Origin of the sequence: Streptomyces sp. NBC_00190 (genome assembly GCF_036203305.1) — a bacterium.
Lineage (GTDB): Bacteria > Actinomycetota > Actinomycetes > Streptomycetales > Streptomycetaceae > Streptomyces.
Window position 1 is genome coordinate 3,960,301 of the sequence record NZ_CP108131.1, and the last position, 12,974, is coordinate 3,973,274.

Annotated in this window: 12 protein-coding genes, 2 tRNA genes and 1 pseudogene; 7 read left to right on the forward strand and 8 right to left on the reverse strand. The window is 70.4% G+C overall.

Annotation, left to right across the window (positions count from 1 at the left end; translation table 11 throughout):
• Positions 1 to 57 precede the first annotated feature (57 nt).
• The 4 genes from OG429_RS19040 to OG429_RS19055 form a co-directional block, all read right to left on the reverse strand.
• Entirely contained in the window at positions 58 to 939 is an 882-nt protein-coding gene (locus tag OG429_RS19040; RefSeq protein ID WP_328926495.1) for an amidohydrolase family protein, read from the reverse strand.
• On the reverse strand, positions 923 to 1,261 hold the full coding sequence (locus tag OG429_RS19045; RefSeq protein ID WP_328926496.1) for an antibiotic biosynthesis monooxygenase family protein: 339 nt from the start codon (positions 1,259 to 1,261) through the stop codon (positions 923 to 925). Before OG429_RS19045 ends, OG429_RS19040 begins: the two co-directional genes overlap by 17 nt.
• Positions 1,262 to 1,374: 113 nt before the next feature.
• Positions 1,375 to 2,262, reverse strand: coding sequence for a DUF2797 domain-containing protein (locus OG429_RS19050; protein ID WP_328926497.1), 888 nt, complete (start codon positions 2,260 to 2,262; stop codon positions 1,375 to 1,377).
• Positions 2,259 to 2,693, reverse strand: a complete 435-nt coding sequence (locus tag OG429_RS19055; RefSeq protein ID WP_328926498.1) for an Lrp/AsnC family transcriptional regulator — start codon at positions 2,691 to 2,693, stop codon at positions 2,259 to 2,261. Before OG429_RS19055 ends, OG429_RS19050 begins: the two co-directional genes overlap by 4 nt.
• Positions 2,694 to 2,800: 107 nt before the next feature.
• On the opposite strand from OG429_RS19055, the gene OG429_RS19060 reads away from it, so the two are divergent.
• Positions 2,801 to 3,712: an SMP-30/gluconolactonase/LRE family protein gene (locus OG429_RS19060; protein WP_328926499.1), complete on the forward strand. Its 912-nt coding sequence runs from the start codon at positions 2,801 to 2,803 to the stop codon at positions 3,710 to 3,712.
• Between the two features lie 18 nt (positions 3,713 to 3,730).
• On the opposite strand, the gene OG429_RS19065 is transcribed toward OG429_RS19060, so the two are convergent.
• Positions 3,731 to 4,096 (reverse strand): PH domain-containing protein, encoded by a 366-nt coding sequence (locus OG429_RS19065; protein WP_328926500.1) that lies wholly within the window; start codon positions 4,094 to 4,096, stop codon positions 3,731 to 3,733.
• A 798-nt stretch (positions 4,097 to 4,894) separates the two neighbouring features.
• On the opposite strand from OG429_RS19065, the gene OG429_RS19070 reads away from it, so the two are divergent.
• From OG429_RS19070 to OG429_RS19080, 3 genes and pseudogenes are all read left to right on the forward strand, one after another.
• Positions 4,895 to 5,170, forward strand: coding sequence for a hypothetical protein (locus OG429_RS19070; protein ID WP_328926501.1), 276 nt, complete (start codon positions 4,895 to 4,897; stop codon positions 5,168 to 5,170).
• 380 nt (positions 5,171 to 5,550) lie between these two features.
• Positions 5,551 to 5,820 (forward strand): annotated as a pseudogene (locus OG429_RS19075) (replication initiator); the annotation flags it as partial.
• Positions 5,817 to 6,017, forward strand: coding sequence for a helix-turn-helix domain-containing protein (locus OG429_RS19080; RefSeq protein WP_328926502.1), 201 nt, complete (start codon positions 5,817 to 5,819; stop codon positions 6,015 to 6,017). The pseudogene OG429_RS19075 and the gene OG429_RS19080, both read left to right, overlap by 4 nt.
• Before the next feature lie 165 nt (positions 6,018 to 6,182).
• Here the strand turns inward: OG429_RS19080 and OG429_RS19090 are convergent.
• Together OG429_RS19090 and OG429_RS19095 are read right to left on the reverse strand one after the other, a co-directional pair.
• Positions 6,183 to 6,255, reverse strand: a tRNA-Arg gene (locus OG429_RS19090).
• A gap of 218 nt (positions 6,256 to 6,473) precedes the next feature.
• A tRNA-Ser gene (locus tag OG429_RS19095) sits at positions 6,474 to 6,564 on the reverse strand.
• A gap of 186 nt (positions 6,565 to 6,750) precedes the next feature.
• On the opposite strand from OG429_RS19095, the gene OG429_RS19100 reads away from it, so the two are divergent.
• From OG429_RS19100 to OG429_RS19110, 3 genes are all read left to right on the forward strand, one after another.
• A complete protein-coding gene (locus OG429_RS19100) occupies positions 6,751 to 7,176 on the forward strand; it encodes an SSI family serine proteinase inhibitor (RefSeq protein WP_328926503.1) in 426 nt (141 codons plus the stop codon).
• Positions 7,177 to 7,295: 119 nt separating this feature from the next.
• Entirely contained in the window at positions 7,296 to 10,598 is a 3,303-nt protein-coding gene (locus tag OG429_RS19105) for a response regulator (RefSeq protein ID WP_328926504.1), read from the forward strand.
• 13 nt (positions 10,599 to 10,611) lie between these two features.
• Positions 10,612 to 11,187, forward strand: a complete 576-nt coding sequence (locus tag OG429_RS19110; RefSeq protein ID WP_328926505.1) for an antibiotic biosynthesis monooxygenase — start codon at positions 10,612 to 10,614, stop codon at positions 11,185 to 11,187.
• Here OG429_RS19110 and OG429_RS19115 read toward each other — a convergent pair.
• A complete protein-coding gene (locus OG429_RS19115) occupies positions 11,184 to 12,833 on the reverse strand; it encodes a long-chain fatty acid--CoA ligase (protein ID WP_328926506.1) in 1,650 nt (549 codons plus the stop codon). The two genes, OG429_RS19110 and OG429_RS19115, sit on opposite strands and share 4 nt — an antisense overlap.
• Positions 12,834 to 12,974 lie beyond the last annotated feature (141 nt).

Below are 12,974 nucleotides of genomic sequence, written 5' to 3' on the forward strand. Positions count from 1 at the left end.
TCCGGCGCCCCTGAGAGCGTTCTTGTCCCTATCTGTGAATTTCCTGAGAAACGCCGCTCAGCCGTCGAGCCGGAACAGGCGGGCGGCGTTGTCGTGGCAGACGGCACGCAGCCAGTCGTCGCCGAGGCCGAGACGTTCGAGGGCAGCGAGCTGGTGTTCGTAGGGGTAGGGGATGTTCGGGAAGTCGGTGCCGAGCAGGATCCGGTCGCCGAGGTCGGCGAGCCGCCCGAGGTCCCCGGGCGGGAAGGCGCTGAGCTGCTCGGAGAAGTCGGTGAACGCCATGGTGGTGTCGAGGCGCACCTCGGTGTACCGGTCGGCGAGGTCGAGGAAGTCGGCGTACTCGGGCATGCCCATGTGGGCGACGATCAACGGCAGCCGCGGGTGGCGGGCCAGCAGCCGGGCGATCGGCTCGGGGCCGGTGTGCTTGCCCGGCGCGGGCCCGGACCCGCAGTGGATCACGGTCGGGACGCCGGCCTCGGCGAGCAGTCCCCAGACGGGGTCGAGCCGGTCGTCGTTCGGGTCGTAGCCACCGACCTGGAGGTGCGACTTGAAGACCCGGGCCCCGGTGTCGAGGGCCCGGCGGACGTACTCCGCCACGCCCTCCTCCGGAAAGAAGGTCGCGGTGTGCAGGCAGTCCGGGGTCCGGGCGGCGAAGTCGGCGGACCAGGCGTTGAGCCATGCGGCCATCGCCGGCTTGTGCGGGTACAGCATGGCGGTGAAGGCCCGGACCCCGAACTCCCTCAGGAGCGCGACCCGCTGCTCCTCCTCGTGCCGGTAGGTGATGGGCCACTCGACACCGGTCAGCGGGCCGATCGCGTCGAAGTACTCCCAGACCTTGTCCAGGACCCGCTCGGGCATGAAGTGCGTGTGGACGTCCACCAGTCCGGGCAGCCCGAGCCGCTCCCGGAAGGCACGGACCGCCTCAGCCGTTGCGGGCAAAGCCGTGGCTCCGCTCGACGGTCGCGACGTGCAGGGTGTAGCTCTCGTACCAGTCCTCGCGGCCCTGCTTCATGGCCGCCTGGTGCTCCAGGTCCCCCCGCCACGCGGCGAGGGACTCGTGGTCGCGGAAGTAGGCGACCGTGATGCCGAGGCCTCCCGGGGTACGGGCGGACTCGTAGCCGAGGAACCCGGGATTCTCCGCGACGATCTCGTTCATCCGGGCGAGGGTCTCGGGGTATCCGCTGTCGTCGGCGGAGCGGACATTGCTGAAAACGGCCATGAGATACGGCGGTTCGAAGGCCTGTACGGGCTGGATGCTCATGCCCACCACCCTCCGCGGCGCGCCGCCGGCATGTCCACCGGAATCTGCCCCGGAAGGCCAAAGGGATCCAAGTTTTGACCATCCCCGGCCAGGGCGTCCGCAGGAGGCGCTCCTCAGAACAGTCCGTCCTGCTCGGCGGGCGGCCGCGCGGCCGCGGGCGGGATCACCGCCACCGGCACGGTCGTCACGGCCTCGCCCTCCGGGGGGGCGAGTTCCCACCCGGCCAGCAGCCGGGTGTCCACCACCAGCCCGTCCGCGAGGTGCAGATCGGGGCCGACCGCGCCCACCAGCCGGCCCGCGACGGCCCCGCCGGGCACCATCTCGGTGATCACCCCCACGGGTGCGGGCAGTCCGTCCAGCCCGAACGGCTCCGCGTGGTCGGCGACTTCGCACTTCACCCGCTCCAGCGACTCCGGCCACCCGGGCAGCGCGGCGGCCCGGGCATGCAGCTCGGCGACCTCCCGGGCCCGGTCGGACGCGGCCGGCAGATGCGCCCGTACGGCCCGCTTGCGGGCGTACGCGATCCGGTCCGGCACCCCGAGGGCGGCCCGCAGCAGCTCCTCCGTGCGCCGGGTGGCCATGAGCGGCCCCCGGCCGAGCCAGGCCCAGGCCACGGCGCCCTGCTCCAGCAGCCGGGCCGAGCCGCGCTCCTCGGCGGTGATGCCGACCTTGACCATCCCGGGCCCGAACCACGCCAGATAGACGCGGTAGGTGCGCGGATCGGCGGCATTGGTGTCGGCGGCCACCGAGAACGACCGGTCGAGGCGCGCGCATTCGGGGCACTGCGCGTTCCCGGCGCGGCCGGGCACGGTCGCGCCGGTGGGGCAGGGCGTCCGTTTCCCGGCCCGCCGGACGCCGAGGCAGCGCCGCTCCGTCCGGGCGACGAAGGCCAGCCGCTGCCCGTACGCGAGCACGCTCGCCCGCTCGCCGCGCCCCTCCCCGTACCAGCCGATAGCGGGGCGGCCGTCGTTCCACCGGATCCCGGTGCACCACCAGCTCACAGCGGGAGCGGCCGCTCGAAGAAGGTGTCCAGGACGACGGTGGCGTGCGTACCGCTGACCCCGTCGATCGCGTAGAGCCGCCGCAGGACGTCCTGCAACTGCCCGGTCGAGGCCGTGCGCACCTTGACCATGACGGACGCGCTGCCCGCGATGATGTGCGCCTCCTGGATCTCGGGGATCGCGGCGAAGGCGGCGGCGGACTCACCCATCCAGGCGTTGGAGTCGACCATCACATAGGCGAGTACCCCACTGCCGACGGCCGCCGGGTCGACCTCGACGGTGGTCCGCCGGATCACCCCGCGCTCGCGCAGCTTGCGGACCCGTTCGTGGGTGGCCCCGGCAGAGAGCCCCACGGCCGCGCCGAGAGCGGCGTACGACTGGCCAGCGTCCTCCTGCAGGCGCAGAACGAGCGCCCGGTCTATGTCGTCCACTCGATCTTCCTCCCATGGGCCCGTCGGCCCTTGCGAAGACGGTACCTGATCCTGCAATCTCACCATCGAACCGAACAACATTCGGCAATGCTTGCTCAGGGGGAATCATGTCTGCCATAGCCGACCTCACCTTGTACGAGATCCTGGACGAACGCTTCAAGACCGGCCGCTGCGCCAACGGCGACGCGCGCCTGGACCGGCTCTACGACGACTGCCGCTGGGCGGAAGGCCCGCTGTACCTGCCGGCCTGGCGGCAACTGGTGTGGAGCGACATCCCCAACGACCGGATGCTTCGCTGGGACGAGACGACCGGCGCGGTCTCCGTCTTCCGCTCCCCGGCCGGACACCCCAACGGCAACACCCTGGACCGCGAAGGCCGCCTGATCACCTGTGAGCAGGGCGGCCGGCGCGTCACCCGCACCGAACCCGACGGCAGCATCACCGTCATCGCCGACCGCTTCGAGGGAAAGCGGCTCAACAGCCCCAATGACGCCGTGGTCCGCTCGGACGGCTCGATCTGGTTCTCCGACCCGGACTTCGGCATCACCAGCGACTACGAAGGCCACCGCGCGCCCAGCGAGATCGGCGCCTGCAACCTCTACCGGGCCGACCCCGCGACCGGTGAGGTCCGCATGGTCGCCGACGGCTTCCTCGGCCCCAACGGGCTGGTGTTCTCCCCCGACGAGAACGAACTGTTCGCGGCGGACACCCGCGCGGGCCACATCAGGGCCTTCAAGGTCACCGACGACGGCACCCTCACCGGCGACCGGGTCTTCACCGCCTGCCCCGGGGTCGACAACATCCGCTTCGACGACGAGGGCAGGCTGTGGGCGGCCGCGATGGAGAACGGCGTCCGGTGCTACGCCGCGGACGGCACCCTGATCGGCCGCCTACGCGTCCCCGAACCCGTCTCGAACATCGCCTTCGGCGGCCCCAAGAACAACCGCCTCTTCATCACCGCCACCACCTCCCTCTACTCCCTGGTGATGTCCGTGACCGGTCTCCCCCGGGTCCGCTGAGGACCCGGGGGAGCCCCGCTAGCGGGCGACGAACTGCGTCAGGATCGCCTGCACCTCGTAGATGTCGACACCCTTGGTGAAGGTCTTCTCGATCGGCGCCGAGCTCCCGGATATCCAGATCTTGAGCTCGGCGTCGAGATCGAAGTGGCCGGCGGTCTCCACGGAGAAGTGCGTGATGCTCCGGTACGGGACGGAGTGGTACTCCACCTTCTTGCCCGTGAGCCCCTGCTTGTCGACGAGCACCAGCCTGCGATCGGTGAACAGGATCGTGTCCCGGATCAGCTGATAGGCGGCGTGCACCTGCTCGCCATGCCCCAGCAGTCGCGCGTAGTCCCGCTGCGCCGATGCCGGGTCGACGCTGTGCGCGTTTCCGAACAGTCCCATGAGAGCCCCCGATTTCTAGTTCGAACGATCTTCAGAACCGTACCGAGGGCCGGACGTAACCCGCGTCCCCCGCCAGAGCCATCTCACCCCCGACTACTCCCGGGGTACCCCCTCCCCACGAAGGAGGAGACCGGGCGTGTCAGGGCATACGACGAAGGCCCCCAAGATTTCTCCTGGGGCCTTCGCCCTGCTGTGCACTCGGCAGGATTCGAGCCTGCGACCTTCCGATCCGTAGCTCGGAGTAGATCGGCCACCCAATGCCATTACGGCTACTGTCGGGCATACCAGCAGCGCGGGCATTGCGAGCTCCATGATCACATCACGGGCACATGCGTGCGAGCCTCTGACCAATACGGCCGCCACGTTTCCCGGGCTGCCGAAAGTCCCCGCGTGGGGAGCTCGGCAAAGGCGCTGCGATCACAGGCATGACCCTCGCCATCATCACGCTGACTCACATGACAGCGCCCTTCACCCGTCTCGGCTGGTGGCCATAAGCAGCGAAGGCTTATGGACGGCACACGTCCTTGGCTTGGGAAACGCCGGCGATCGGGCACCGGCCAGCTGCTGAACGCCAACCGCACCGGCCGGACCGTGACAGCCGTGCACACCCTCCTGACCTGCCAATATTTAGGATGAAAGAGGCTCATTCGGTATGCGCTCACAGCCTTTCAGTTGCACGCGGTTGACTCGGTCCAGGGCGTGATCCTATTGTCCGCCTTGCGTGCGGTTGCAGCCGAAGGCGACAAAAGCTGACCGATTCCTGATTGATACTGCGATCTGAGCAAGTGAGGGACAGTCGTGGGGTTGCTGCTTTCGTACCTGCTCATCTTCCTCGTCGAATGCGGCTTGATGGCGCTGCAGATAGTTGGTGCATTCTTCTTTCTGCTGAGTGTGGCTTTGTTTATCCGGCGCTTCACCACTGCGCGTAAGCGTCGGACCGACGGCTACTTGCGGAAAGTGGTGGCGGTTGCACCATACGTGTTTGGCGGCGTCGGCTTTTTCTTGCTGGTTTCTGCTTCAGCAGCGCTCTCCATCGGGAAGGAATGGGGCATTTTCGAAACCTGGGTGATATAGGCCCAAACCCTTTACCCGTGTGAGCCCACCTGCTGACCGCCGGCAACGATGTACGGCGCGAGTCACCGTGGGTTCAAATCCCACACCCACCGCAGGTGAGCAGCCTCTGACAGCCAACTCGGTCAGAGGCTATTCGCGTTCGGTGACCGCCTCAGCCCGCGATTAAGCCCTACGCCCCGGCCTTACGGGCATGGAAGGGCACGGGGCGCTGTTCCTGATCATCCTCAACAGCACCACGCTCGATGTGCTGAGACCACCGGAGCAACCGACAATCCCGTGCACTGCCGCACGTGTCAGGGAAGCGGCCGCTCCGACGGCTACCACCGCCCCGCTCCGCACTGAGCCTCTGCTCCCGCTGCCACGGAACCGGCCTCGGCGAAGACCTCGCCCGGTTACCCGTCTCCGAGCACGCCCGCCGCCTCGTGGAAGCCTGCGCCGCCCTGCAATCCCTCTACCCGGATCGCGCGCTCACCCGCTGGACTCACACGCTCCGCTTCCGAGGCCACTTCTCCACCAAGTCCCGCCGGTACTCGACCACGCCCGGCGAATCCGTCCTCGCCGCCACCATCGCCCGCGACATCCAGCTCAACCGCCAGACCGCCCGCGAGGCCTTGCACGACCAACTCGCCCTCCAAGGAGCGGTGTCTTGACGACCAGCGTCATCCAACCGAAGTGGCACACCACCGCCGAGGTCGCCGTCATGCTCGGCTTCGGCCCGTCCAAGACGAAGATGCTCGTGCTCACCGGTGAGATCCGGTCCGTGAAGGTCGGACGCAACCGGAAGATCCTGCCCTCGTCCATCCGAAGGTGGCACAGCGGATCCTGCGGCACTCGCAGATCGCCATGACGATGGAGGTGTACGCCGAGGCGAGCGAAGAGGCACGGGCCGCGATCGGCTTAGCTGTCCGAAGCGATGGGCGGCGTCGGCGGCTGAGGTGGTTGCCGTACTTCGCTGCCGTATGACCGAAACGACAGAGGCCCCGGATTTTCATCCGGGGCCTTCGTCCTGCTGTGCACTCGGCAGGATTCGAACCTGCAACCTTCTGATCCGTAGTCAGATGCTCTATCCGTTAAGCTACGAGTGCTTGGGCTTCCCGGGGTTTTGCGCCCCGTTGGCCTTGCGAGAACAACAATACATGGACCTCGGCGGGACGCGAAATCCATTACCCAAACCGCCGCTGACCTGCGGAAACGAGCCGGATGGAGATCGTCCGGATGGGTTCGCACAGAGGTCGGGGCGGACCGGATTGCCCCGGAACGCATCGAAGCCCCGGTCCGTCAGGACCGGGGCTTCGATGAGGTGCGGAGGCGGAGGGATTTGAACCCTCGATGGACCGTAAAGCCCAAACCGCATTAGCAGTGCGGCGCCATAGACCGGACTAGGCGACGCCTCCAGCACACCCCCGCGTACGAAGGTGCGTGCAGATGATGACACAGGCGCAGGGCCCCTCACCAATCCGCTCCCACGGTACTAGGAGGGACGGTCGGAGGGCAAAGCCTTAAAGCCCCCTCGGTACGCAACGTCGGCGGGCCCGCGTCGTTGGTCAGGCGTACGACGTACGGACGACCTGGAGTGCCCCATGCTGCGTCTCGCGGCCTTCGCCGTCACCTCCGCCCTGACCGCCGCCGCCGCGGGGCCGCTGCCCCCGCTGCCCCTGGGCCGGCTGCTGGCGACACCCGACCGCCTCACCATCGCCATGACCGACACCGGCACGCGCCAGCTGGACCGCGAGTTCCGGCTCGAATGCGACCCCGTGGGCGGCGACCACCCCTGGAAGGAGCAGTCCTGCGCCCGTCTGGACCAGCTCTCCAAGGAGGGGAAGGACCCGTTCGCGCCCGTCTCCCAGCGGCAGATCTGCTCGCTGCAGTACGGGGGCCCCGCGACCGCCCGGATCACCGGTACCTGGCACGGGCAGCGGGTGGACGCGACCTTCCGCCGGACGAACGGGTGCGAAATCAGCCGTTGGGACGAGATGGAACCTCTGCTTCCACCCGGGCGTTCCTGACCTGGGAGGATGCGCGGGATGAGTGGTATCCACCTCACATCGGCCACCCCGGCGGGGGACTGTGGCCTTAGACTCCTCCCGTGACATGCCGGTAGTTGTGGTCAGGGAGGAAGCTCGTCGTGAGCAGCAGGCCATCCCGAGGCGCTGCTCGCCTCGCAGCAATACTCGACGCTCTTCCCGACGCGCTGTTGCTCGTCAACGCCAACGGCACTGTCGTCAACGCCAATTCGATCGCTCTTGAGGTCATGGAGAGCCCCGGCACCGGGCTCGTCGGCCGCGGCGTGCTCGATCTCCTGCCCGAATTCGACTCCAAACTGATCCCCGGCTCCATGCGCCGGCCCGGCGAGGACGACGGCGGCCGAACCAAGCCCACGCGGATGATCGCGCGCCGCACCGACGGCAGCGAGTTCCCCGTCGAGGTCACCAGCGCCCATCTCGACGGCCGCGACGCCTACCGCGAGCCTCAGCCCTACACCGGTGACGAGCTGCTGATGCTCGTCGTACGGGACCTCTCGCAGACGGTGGACACCGAGGCCGAGCTGGCCCGCTCCCAGCGGCAGACCGAGATGATCCTGCGGGCCGCCGCCGAGGGCGTCGTGGGGACGGACACCGAGGGACGGGTGGTGCTGGTCAATCCGGCCGCCGCCCAGATCCTCGGGTACCGCGCCACCGACCTCGGCAACCGCGAACTGCACGGCCTGGTCCTGCACTCGCGCGCCGACGGCTCGCCGTTCCCCTTCGAGGAGTCCCCGCTCGCCGACACCCTGCGCAGCGGGCGCAAGCACCGCGTCCGCGGGCAGGTGCTGTGGAACAAGGCCGGCCAGCCGGTCGCCGTCGACCTGACGACCTCGCCCGTACGGGATGGGGAGCAGCTCGTCGGCGCCGTCATGACCTTCACCGACCGGCGGCCCTACGACGCCCTCGCCGCGCGCCACGCGCAGTTGCTGGCCGTCCTCGGCGACTCGCTGCGCGGCCCGCTGGACGAGCTGCGCGGGGAGCTGGCCACGCTGGCCGCCGACGACGCGGGCCAGCTGTGGCCCGAGGCCAACCAGCTGCTGCACCATCTGGCCGCCGGCTACTCCCGGATGACCACGCTCGTGGACAACGTGCTCGGCTTCCAGCGCCTGGACGCCGGCACCGACCGGCTCACGAAGAAGAAGGCTCTGATCAACGGCGTGGTCACGGCCGGCGTCGACGGCGCGATCGAGCTGATCGGCCCGGGCCGCGCGCAGTTCGCCGTCCACGCGCCGACGATCGAGGCCGAGGTGGACGCGGGCCGGATCGCGACCGCGCTCGCGCACCTGATCGCGGATGTGGCCGGGGTGGACGCCACGGGCAAGACCCGCCAGGGCAGCGGGTACAGCGACTCGACGATCGTGGTGGCTGCCGCCCAGCGCGGCGATGTCGTACGGATCGAGGTGCGCGGGCCGTACGAGGGCGGCGACCCGGTCCACGAGCCGATCGTCCGGGGGATCGTGGCCGCGCACGGAGGCGTGCTGCAGACGGTGGAGGTCCCGGGCGCGCCCGGCGGCGCGTACGTCCTGGAGCTGCCGCTCGGCGCGGGCGCGGGGACGGTCACCCTGCCCGAGCCGGCGGAGGAGCCCCCGGCCGACACGGGCGCCGCGGGCCGGGTATCCGGTGGACGGCGGGCCCGGCGCGGGGTGGACGCCTTCCTGGAGGACGAGGTCGGTTCCCCTGCGCCCGGGGCCGAGAAGGCAGCCGAGGGCGGCGGTGCGCTGGCCCTGCCGTCGGGGCGACGGCGCGCGGGCGAGGCCGGTGGCGAAGGTGAGACGGGGCCGGAGCTCGCGCAGTCCCCGGTGAACCCCGCGGGGCTCGGGACCGGGCGACGCCGTGGCCGCGACGGTGACGGCAGCGGCGAAGGCGGTGCGGGCGGCGCCGGGCAGCCCGTGCCCCCGCAGGGCACCGCCATGCCCGCGCTCGCGCCCGTAGCCGCGGTGCCCCCTGTTCCGGTGACGGAGCATCCCGCAGGGCGGCGGCGGGCACTGGCTCCGGCCGGGCCCGCGCAGACCGGCGGTCCCGTACCGGCGACCGGGCTCGGGCCTGCGCCCGCCCAGGCTCCCGCACGGCCCATCGCTCCCGAGGGCGGCTTCGCGCTGCCCGCCGGCCCGACCCCGGCGCCCTCGGCCCCTTCCGCTCCGCAGGCCCCCGCGATGGCCGGTTCGGCCTCCGCTCCCGCCGAGTCCGAAGCCGACGCCCCCGGCGGGCGGCGTGGCCGCCGGGTGCTGAGCGCGCCCGTCGCCGAGGCCGAAGCCCCCGCCGAGCAGTCGGCCGCGGCCGAAGGTGACCCCGTACATCCCACCGGGCGGCGTCGTGCGCTGCCCGCCACCCCGGCATGGCCGGTTCCGGCGGCCCGGACCGCTCCCGAGGCCGACGAGGCCTCCGGCCCGGTCCCGGTGCCCGGGGCCAGGCAGCCGCAGGACACCCCGGCGGAGGGCCAGGCCGCGCAGCCGATCAGCGTGCGCGCCCTCGGCACCCTCGGCCAGGGCATCTCCGTGGACCCCACCGGTTCCGGCTCCGGCCGCCGACGCCGGCTCTCCGAGCCCGCCCCCCAGGGCCGGGCCTTCGCGATAGAGGCCCCCGAGGCGGGCTCCGACGAGGGTCCCGAGCCGCTGGACGGCCCCGGTGGCGCCGTCGAGGTCGTCAACCGTCCCGTGCCACGGCCGGTCGACGACGAGCTCCCGCCGGAGCCGCTGGACAACCCGCGGCGGCTCCTGGTGTGGCCCGCGCCCGACGTACAGACGCAGCAGGCCCTGAGCGACCGTGGATACCGGCCGGTGATCGTGCACTCCCGCGAGGAGGTGGACGCGCAGATCGCCGCGTTCCCCGCCGCGCTGTTCGTGGACCCGCTGACCGGACCGATCACCCGGACCGCCCTGCAGTCCCTGCGCCAGGCAGCGGTGGCCGCAGAGGTGCCCGTGCTGGTCACGGCCGGCCTCGGGCACGCCACGCGCGAAGCGGCGTACGGCGCCGATCCGGCCGTCCTGCTGAAGGCGCTCGCTCCGCGCGACAGCGAGCAGCACCCCTCACGGGTGCTGCTGATCGAGGAGCACGACGAGATCGCGACCGCCCTGACCGCCGCCCTGGAGCGGCGTGGCCTCCAGGTCGCCCGGGCGGGCGCCGACACCGACGCCGTAGAACTCGCGACGCGGATGCGGCCCAACCTGGTCGTCATGGACCTGATGCTGGTGCGCCGCCGGCGGGCCGGGATCGTGGACTGGCTGCGCGCCAACGGGCAGCTGAACCGCACCCCGCTGGTCGTCTACACGACGGCCGGCATCGACTCGTCCGAACTGCCGCGGCTGGCCTCGGGGGAGAGCGTGCTCTTCCTCGCCGAGCGGGCCACGACGGCGGACGTACAGGGCCGCATCGTGGACCTGCTGGCCAAGATCGGCACCAACTAGCGATCCTGGCCCGATGGCCACCATCAACACCACCGAGCAGACCGTCCCCGCCGACAACGGGGAGGTGAACCTGCTGATCGCGCGACAGGTGGAGCCGGGGCACGAGGAGACGTTCGAGGCCTGGGCCCACGGGATCCTGGAGACGGCGGCGAGCTTCCCGGACCACCTCGGATACGGGCTCTTCCGCCCGGCGGTCGAGGGCGGGCCGTGGTTCCTGGTGCACCGCTTCCGCAACCAGGCGGCGTTCCAGCGCTGGCAGGACTCCGCGGAGCGGGCCCAGTGGTTCTCCAACTGCCTCGGCCACCACCACACGGAGATAGCCCGCCGGGAACTGCACGGCATGGAGACGTGGTTCGCCAAGCCGGGTACGACCCGGCCCGCGCCGCCGCGGTGGAAGATGGCGATCAGCTCGGGGCTGGCCATCTTCCCGATCTCGCTGATCGGCAACGCGGTGCTCGGGCCGTACCTGGTGGATCTGCACTTCGTGGTGCGGACGGCGGCCTTCGCCGTCGTCTTCAGCACCCTGATGACCTACGTGGCCATGCCCACCGTCAGCAAGCTGCTGCGGCCATGGCTCACGCGCGGCTAGTCGAGCTTCGTGACGTCCAGCGCGCCGTCCGCGTACTGCTTGCGGATCACCTTCTTGTCGAACTTGCCGACGCTCGTCTTCGGCACCTCCTTGAGGACCGTCCAGCGCTCCGGCAGCTGCCACTTGGCTATCGACTGGCCGAGGAACACGCGCAGTCCCGCGTAGTCCACGGCCGCGCCTTCCTTGAGGACCACGGTGGCCAGCGGGCGCTCACCCCACTTGTCGTCGGGGACGGCGACGACCGCTGCCTCGGCGACCTCGGGGTGCGCCATCAGCGCGTTCTCCAGCTCCACGCTGGAGATCCACTCGCCGCCGGACTTGATGACGTCCTTGGCGCGGTCGGTGAGGGTGAGGTAGCCGTCGGGACTGATGACGCCGACGTCCCCGGTCTTGAGCCAGCCGTCCGCGCTGAACTTGTCCTCGGGGCGGAAGGGTTCGCCGGACGCGCCGCCGTAGTAGGCGCCCGCGATCCAGTTGCCACGCACCTCCAGCTCGCCCGCCGACTCGCCGTCCCAGGGCAGGTTGTCACCGCCGGGGCCGACCAGGCGGGCCTCGACGCCGGCCGGGAAGCGGCCCTGGGTGAGCCGGTAGGGCCACTCCTCCTCGGCGCTCAGGCCGGCCGGCGGGTGCGCCATCGTGCCCAGCGGGGAGGTCTCGGTCATGCCCCAGGCGTGGCAGACGCGGACGCCTAGCCTGTCGTAGGCCTCCATCAGGGAGGGCGGACAGGCCGAGCCTCCGATGGTGACGTGCTTCATCGAACTCAGGTCGCGCGGGTTGGCGGTGACCTCGGCCAGCAGCCCCTGCCAGATGGTGGGAACGGCCGCGGCGTGCGAGGGCTTCTCCCGCTCGATCATCTCCGCGAGCGGGCCGGGCTGCAGGAAGCGGTCCGGCATCAGCATGTTGATGCCGGTCATGAAGGTGGCGTGCGGCAGCCCCCAGGCGTTCACGTGGAACTGCGGGACCACGACGAGGGAGGTGTCCCTGTCGGTCAGTCCCATCGACTCGGCCATGTTGACCTGCATGGAGTGCAGGTAGATCGAGCGGTGGGAGTAGACGACGCCCTTGGGGTCCCCGGTGGTGCCGGAGGTGTAGCACATGGCGGCGGCCTGGCGCTCGTCCAGCTCGGGCCAGTCGTAGCTGTCGGGACGGCCCGCGAGGAGCTCTTCGTACTCGTGCACGCGCAGGTCGAGGCCGTCGAGCGCGGAGCGGTCGCCGATGCCGGAGACCACGACGTGCTCGATGGTCGGCAGGTGCGGCAGCAGCGGCGCCAGCAGGGGCAGGAGCGTGCCGTTGACCAGGACCACCCGGTCGGCGGCGTGGTTGACGATGAAGACCAGCTGCTCGGGAGGGAGCCTCAGGTTCAGCGTGTGCAGGACCGCGCCCATGGAGGGGATCGCGAAGTACGCCTCGACGTGCTCGGCGTTGTTCCACATGAGCGTGGCGACCCGGTCGTCCTGTTGGACACCGAGCTCGTCGCGCAAGGCGTTCGCGAGGCGGGTGGCGCGGGTACCGATCTCGGCGAAGCTGCGGCGGTGCGGCTCGGCCTCCCCGGTCCAGGTCGTGACCTGGGACTTCCCGTGGATGGTCATCCCGTGTCGGAGTATGCGGGTGACGAGGAGCGGTACGTCCTGCATGGTGCTCAGCAAAGCGTCCTCCCGGTGAGCGCTGCGGCGCTGCGGCGGCTACGGATGCAGCAGATTCTGCGCACGTACCGGTCGGCATGTCACTACCCGGGGGTAGAAACCTGGGCGGTGTTTCACGTGAAACATCGTCTGGTTTCACGTGAA

What these genes read in the sequence shown, in the direction of transcription:
- OG429_RS19110 (WP_328926505.1), top strand. Translation starts at nt 10,612, where the DNA reads ATGGCCACCATCAACACCACCGAGCAGACCGTCCCCGCCGACAACGGG.
- OG429_RS19065 (WP_328926500.1), bottom strand. Translation starts at nt 4,096, where the DNA reads ATGGGACTGTTCGGAAACGCGCACAGCGTCGACCCGGCATCGGCGCAG.
- OG429_RS19045 (WP_328926496.1), bottom strand. Translation starts at nt 1,261, where the DNA reads ATGAGCATCCAGCCCGTACAGGCCTTCGAACCGCCGTATCTCATGGCC.
- OG429_RS19100 (WP_328926503.1), top strand. Translation starts at nt 6,751, where the DNA reads ATGCTGCGTCTCGCGGCCTTCGCCGTCACCTCCGCCCTGACCGCCGCC.
- OG429_RS19060 (WP_328926499.1), top strand. Translation starts at nt 2,801, where the DNA reads ATGTCTGCCATAGCCGACCTCACCTTGTACGAGATCCTGGACGAACGC.